Genomic DNA, 6,000 nt, shown 5'->3' on the forward strand with positions numbered 1-6,000 from the left:
CCCCGCGCGGCGACGATCCGCGGGACGCGGGCGGGAACTGTAACACGGCGTAGCAAAGGTTGAATTGAGGTCACGCTCTCCCGTGCCTAACTGGGAAAAACGGTAACCGGATCTTAACCGGGCCCCAAAGAGGACGGCAGCGGCGATGCAGACGACCCTGAAATCGGTGGTATCCTTCGAAGGTGTGGGCCTTCATTCCGGCCAGCCGGTGCGCATGCGTCTCAAACCCGCGGCGGCCGAGCTCGGCGTGTGGTTCCGCCGCACCGATATCGTCGGGCGCGCCACGATGATCCCCGCGATCTGGTCCGCCGTCGTCCCCGGCGAGCTTTGCACCCGCATCGTCAACGAACAGGGCGTGTCCGTCTCGACGGTCGAGCATGTGATGGCCGCGATCGCGGGCTGCGGGCTGCATAACGTCGAGATCGAGATCGACGGCCCCGAGGTTCCCATCCTCGACGGCTCCTCGGCGCCCTTCGTTGCGTTCATCCTGCGCGCCGGCCTGCGCGAGCAGGCGTCCCCGATCCGCGCGCTCGAGATCCTCGACCGGGTCGAGGTCCGCAACGGCCCCGCGCTGGCCCGGCTCGAGCCCGCCGAGGGCATCGAGATGGCGTTCCACATAGATTTCGAGGATGCCGCCATCGGCGTGCAGGACAAGCGGCTGAACCTCGCCAACGGCACCTTCGTCCACGAGCTTTGCGACAGCCGCACCTTTTGCCGGCAATCCGATGTCGACGCGATGCGCGCCCGCGGCCTCGCGCTGGGCGGCACGCTCGAGAACGCGGTGGTCGTCGATGGCGCGCGGGTGCTGACGCCCGGCGGGCTGCGCCATGTCGACGAGGCGGTGCGCCACAAGATGCTCGACGCGATGGGTGACCTCGCGCTGGCCGGCGGCCCGATCCTGGGGCGCTATACCGGGGTCCGCGCGGGCCACGCGATGACCAACGCGCTTTTGCGCGCGCTTTTCGCGCGTCCGGGTGCGGCGCGCATGATCGAGGTGGATGCCCGCCGCGCGGCCTGCCTGCCCGGCGCGGGGCTGGTGCGCGCCGACGCGCCGCTGCGCGCCGCCTGACGGCCCGCGGACACGCGGCGCATTTTCGCGCAGCTTGCCCGTTTTGCCCCGCGATCAGGTATGCTAGCACCGGGTGGCGGCGATATCGCGGGGGCGGATTGAAGGCATGACGGATCATCGGGCAAGCGCGGCACGGATCGTCGCAATGGTGCTTCTGGCGTCGCTCGCGGCGGGGTGCGGCGGGCAATTCGCCTCGCGCAACCAGCCGCTCGAAAGCCTCGCGGCGGAAGACATCTACAAGCGGGCCGAGCTCGAGCTCGAGACCGACAATCCCGAGGACGCGGCGCGCTATTTCGCCGAGGTCGAGCGGCTCTATCCCTATTCCGAATGGGGCCAGCGCGCGCTGGTCATGCAGGCCTTCGCCTATCACCGCGACCGCGACTACGAGGCCGCGCGCGGTGCGGCGCAGCGCTATCTCGACCTGTTTCCGGGCGGCGAGGATGCCGCCTATGCGCAATACCTTCTGGCGCTGAGCTATTACGACCAGGTCGACGACGTGGGCCGCGACCAGGGCCTGACCTTCCAGGCGTTGCAGGCGCTGCGCGTTGTGATCGAGCAATATCCCGACACGGAATATGCCCGCTCGGCCGTCCTCAAGTTCGAGCTGGCCTATGACCACCTCGCCGGCAAGGAGATGGAGATCGGGCGCTATTACCTCAAGCGCCGCCATTACGCCGCCGCGACCAACCGGTTCCGCATCGTCGTCGAGGATTTCCAGACCACCACCCACACCCCCGAGGCGCTGCTGCGGCTGGTCGAGGCCTACCTGTCGCTCGGGCTCGTCGACGAGGCCCGGACGGCGGGCGCGATCCTGGGCTACAACTACCGGGGGACGGAGTGGTATAGCGACGCCTATGCCCTGCTGACCGGGCGGGGGCTGACGCTCGAGCCGGCGGGCGACAACTGGCTCAACACCATCTATCGGCAGGTCGTGCGCGGCGAGTGGATCTGATCCGCGCCGCGGCACTGGCAGAGACGCTCCGGCCATGCGATAGCCGGGCGGTCAAACGGGGCTGATCCGACATGCTGCGCGGTCTCACGATACGGGACATGCTCTTGATCGACCGGCTGGAGCTCGAGTTCCAGCCGGGTCTCAACGTGCTGACCGGCGAGACCGGGGCGGGCAAGTCCATCCTGCTGGATTCGCTGGGATTCGTGCTGGGCTGGCGCGGCCGGGCCGAGCTCGTGCGCCAGGGCGCCGAGCGTGGCGAGGTCGAGGCGTGGTTCGATCTCGGCCCCGATCACCCGGTGCGCGCGGTCCTCGACGAGGCCGGGATCGAGCCCGAGGGCGACGAGCTCGTCCTGCGCCGGGTCAACACGCCCGACGGCCGCAAGACCGCCTGGATCAACGACCGCCGGGCCAGCGGCGAGGTGCTGCGCCGCGTCTCGGAGCGGCTGGTCGAGCTGCACGGGCAGCATGACGACCGCGGGCTTCTCGACCCGCGGGGCCACAGGATGCTGCTCGACGCCTTTGCCGGGGCCGCGCCGCTGGTGGCCGATGTCGCCACGCGCTGGCGCGAGCGTGCCGCCGCCGCCAAGGCGCTGTCGCGCGCCCGCGACGAGATCGCCGCGATGCGCGGCGAGGAGGAGTTCCTGCGCCACGCGGTCGAGGAGCTCGACGCGCTCGACCCGCAGCCGGGCGAAGAGGCCGAGCTCGACGCCGCGCGGCGCCGGATGCAGGCCGCCGACCGGGTGCGCGCCGATGTGAGCCGCGCGCTGACGGCGTTGGGACCGCAGGGGGCGGCGAGGCCGATGGGCGATGCGCTGCGCTGGCTCGACGGGGCGGCCGACGCGATGGAGGGCGCGCTCGGCCCCGGTCTGGAGGCGCTGGAGCGCGCGCTCGACGCGCTGGCCGAGGCCGAGCAGGAAGTCGAGCGCGCGGTGGAGACGCTCGAGATCGACCCCGGCGCGCTGGAGCGCACCGAGGATCGGCTGTTCGCGATCCGCGGTCTCGCGCGCAAATACGAGGTGCTGCCCGACGATCTCGGCGCCCATGCCGAGGCGCTGCGCGGCCAGCTTGCCCGGCTCGACGCGGGAGAGGGGGATATCGCCGCGCTCGAGGCGGCCGCGGCCGGTGCGGCGGCGGCCTATGACCGTGCCGCGGCGACGCTGAGCGCGGCGCGGGCCGAGGCGGCGGCGCGGCTCCAGACCGCGATGGCGGCCGAGTTGGCACCGCTCAAGATGGAGCGGGCGGTGTTCACGGTCGAGCTGTCGGAGGCCGCGCCCGGCCCCGAGGGGCGCGACACGGTCGAGTTCCGCGTGGCGACCAACCCCGGCGCGCCGGCGGGGCCGCTGGGACGGATCGCCAGCGGCGGCGAGCTGTCGCGGTTCCTGCTCGCGCTCAAGGTCTGCCTGACCGGCGAGGCCGAGGGGCTGACGCTGATTTTCGACGAGATCGACCGCGGCGTCGGTGGCGCCACGGCCGATGCGGTGGGGCGGCGGCTTGCCGCGCTGGCCGAGGGCGCACAGGTGCTGGTCGTGACCCATTCGCCGCAGGTCGCGGCCCTGGGCGGGCATCATTGGCGCGTCGAGAAAAGCGTCGAGGACGCGGTGACGACCTCGCGCGTGGTGCCGCTCGACCCGGCCGCGCGGGTGGACGAGATCGCGCGGATGCTCGCCGGCGACACCGTCACCGGCGAGGCGCGCGCCGCCGCGCGGGCGCTGTTGGGCGGCTGAGCCGCGGGCGCCCGCCGTTGCGCCGTCGAGTATTTGGGGAAACAGAGAAGGGCCGCGGGCCGCTCAGGCCACGCGGCGCATGCCGAGGACGCGGGCGCGCTTGCGCGGATCGGTGTCGAAAAGCCCGGCGAGCTGTTCGGTGATCGCGCCGGCGAGCTGTTCGGCATCGGTGATCGTGACCGCGCGATTGTAATAGCGCGTGACGTCATGGCCGATGCCGATGGCCACGAGTTCGGCCTGGCGGCGCCGTTCGATCATGGCGATCACGTCGCGCAGATGGCGTTCGAGGTAGCTGGCCGGGTTGACCGACAGGGTGCTGTCATCGACCGGGGCGCCGTCCGAGATGACCATGAGGATCTTGCGCGCCTCGGGCCGGGCGATGGCGCGGCGATGCGCCCATTCGAGCGCCTCGCCGTCGATGTTTTCCTTGAGCAGCCCCTCTTTCATCATCAGCCCGAGATTGGGCCGCGCCCGGCGCCAGGGCGCATCGGCGGATTTGTAGACGATGTGGCGCAGGTCGTTCAGCCGGCCGGGATGCTGCGGGCGGCCCGCGGCCAGCCAGTCCTCGCGCGACTGGCCGCCTTTCCACGCGCGGGTGGTGAAGCCGAGGATCTCGATCTTGACGTCGCAGCGTTCGAGGGTGCGCGCGAGGATATCGGCGGTGATGGCGGCGATCGAGATCGGGCGGCCGCGCATGGAGCCCGAGTTGTCGAGCAGAAGCGTCACCACCGTATCGCGGAACTCGGTATCCTTTTCGACCTTGAAGCTCAGCGGCGTGGTCGGATTGGCGACGACGCGGGCGAGGCGGCCGGCGTCGAGGATGCCCTCTTCGCGGTCGAACTGCCAGCTTCGGTTCTGCTTGGCCTGAAGGCGGCGCTGGAGCTTGTTGGCGAGCCGCGAGACCGCGCCCTTGAGCGGGTCGAGCTGCTGGTCGAGATAGGCACGCAGCCGTTCCAGCTCGGCCGGGTCGGCGAGATCCTCTGCGCGGATTTCCTCGTCATGGGCGCGGGTGAAGATCTCGTAATTCGGATCGGCCTCCGAGACGGGCGGGGGCGTCGGCGCGTCGCTGGGCGCGTCGCTTTCGGGCATGTCGCTTTCTTCGCCCGGCTCCATCTCGGCGGTGTCGTCCATCGACACGCTCGCCTCGGCCGCGTCCTGCGTCTGCTCCTGGCTCTGGTCGGGGGCGGCCCCGTGGTCGTCGCTGTCCTCCTGGTCGCCTGAGCGGTCGTCGGGGCCGGTCTCGTCCTCGCCGTCGCGTTCGGCGTCGTCATCGCCGTCGTTATCCTCGGCATCGGGATCGTCGCCGAGCTGGTCGCCATAGCCCAGATCCTCGATCACGCGGCGCGACATGCGCGCAAAGGCGGTCTGGTCGGACAGGGCGCTTTTCAGCTCGGCGAGGGTCGCGCCCGCCTGGTCGGTGAAACGGTCGCGCCAGAGCGCGGCCAGCGTCTCGGCCGAGGCGGGCAGGGCGCGGCCGGTGGCGAGCTGGCGGATGAGATAGCCCGCCGCGGCGGGCAGGGGCGCATCCTCGCGCCGGGTGAGCTGATCGTAGCCCTTGCGCGATGCCTCGTCGGCGATGCGCGCGTCGATATTGCCCGCGCTGCCGGGCATGTGCTCGGCGCCCATCGCCTCGCAGCGGGCGTGTTCCATCGCCTCGTAGAGGTCGCGCGCCATCGGCCCCTCGGGGGCATAGCGGCGGTGGGTCGGTTCGTCATGGTAGCGGCGGCGCATCGCGTAGGTATCGGCGGTGCCGCGCGCCAGCATGACCTCGTCGCGGGTCATGCGGCGGCTGACCTGCGGCAGGCGCAGCCCGTCATTCGACATGCCCGAGGGATCGAGCGAATAGGTCACGCCCATCTCGGGGTCGTCGGCCAGCGTGCGCGTCGCCTCGGCGAGGGCCTTCTTGAAGGGGGTGGCCGGGTTGTCGTTGTCTTTCACCATGACGCGCAATCTAGCCCGTGCGGCCGCGGACACAATCGGATTGCGCATGCCGCGGGCGAGGCGCCGCGCGGACATGCCGACAGGGCCGGTCGCCATGGCGGCGCCGGGGTCGGCCGGTCAGGACATGCAGGGATGAATACGAGGAAGTCTGGCAGCTGCCAAAGGTCACGAGAGCGGCGGGGGTGTCAGCCCCCGGAAGTTCGACACTTCCGGGGGTGATTTTCGGCTGCTGCGCATCGGCCAAGACGAAGAATCAATGAGTTAGGCTGAGCGCAAGGTGCAATCCGCGCGGATTTTGTCGTCACACGTCATAA

At 70.8% G+C, this 6,000-nt stretch carries 4 protein-coding genes; 3 read left to right on the forward strand and 1 reads right to left on the reverse strand.

Annotated features, from left to right (window positions below; translation table 11 throughout):
• Positions 1-145 precede the first annotated feature (145 nt).
• The 3 genes from lpxC to recN all read left to right on the forward strand — a co-directional run bounded on the left by lpxC (position 146) and on the right by recN (position 3,745).
• Positions 146-1,069, forward strand: coding sequence for a UDP-3-O-acyl-N-acetylglucosamine deacetylase (lpxC, locus tag E2L08_RS04880; protein WP_133395935.1), 924 nt, complete (start codon positions 146-148; stop codon positions 1,067-1,069).
• 106 nt (positions 1,070-1,175) lie between these two features.
• A complete protein-coding gene (locus E2L08_RS04885) occupies positions 1,176-2,021 on the forward strand; it encodes an outer membrane protein assembly factor BamD (protein WP_133395936.1) in 846 nt (281 codons plus the stop codon).
• Between the two features lie 71 nt (positions 2,022-2,092).
• Positions 2,093-3,745: a DNA repair protein RecN gene (gene recN, locus E2L08_RS04890; protein ID WP_133395937.1), complete on the forward strand. Its 1,653-nt coding sequence runs from the start codon at positions 2,093-2,095 to the stop codon at positions 3,743-3,745.
• Between the two features lie 63 nt (positions 3,746-3,808).
• Here recN and cobT read toward each other — a convergent pair whose 3' ends face one another.
• Positions 3,809-5,686 carry a cobaltochelatase subunit CobT gene (gene cobT, locus E2L08_RS04895; RefSeq protein ID WP_133395938.1) on the reverse strand — a complete coding sequence of 626 codons (1,878 nt, stop codon included), beginning with the start codon at positions 5,684-5,686 and terminating at the stop codon, positions 3,809-3,811.
• Positions 5,687-6,000: the final 314 nt, after the last annotated feature.

This window comes from Palleronia sediminis (assembly GCF_004358695.1).
In the GTDB taxonomy this organism is placed as follows: Bacteria; Pseudomonadota; Alphaproteobacteria; order Rhodobacterales; family Rhodobacteraceae; genus Palleronia; species Palleronia sediminis.

What these genes read in the sequence shown, in the direction of transcription:
- lpxC (WP_133395935.1), top strand. Translation starts at nt 146, where the DNA reads ATGCAGACGACCCTGAAATCGGTGGTATCCTTCGAAGGTGTGGGCCTT.
- E2L08_RS04885 (WP_133395936.1), top strand. Translation starts at nt 1,176, where the DNA reads ATGACGGATCATCGGGCAAGCGCGGCACGGATCGTCGCAATGGTGCTT.
- recN (WP_133395937.1), top strand. Translation starts at nt 2,093, where the DNA reads ATGCTGCGCGGTCTCACGATACGGGACATGCTCTTGATCGACCGGCTG.
- cobT (WP_133395938.1), bottom strand. Translation starts at nt 5,686, where the DNA reads ATGGTGAAAGACAACGACAACCCGGCCACCCCCTTCAAGAAGGCCCTC.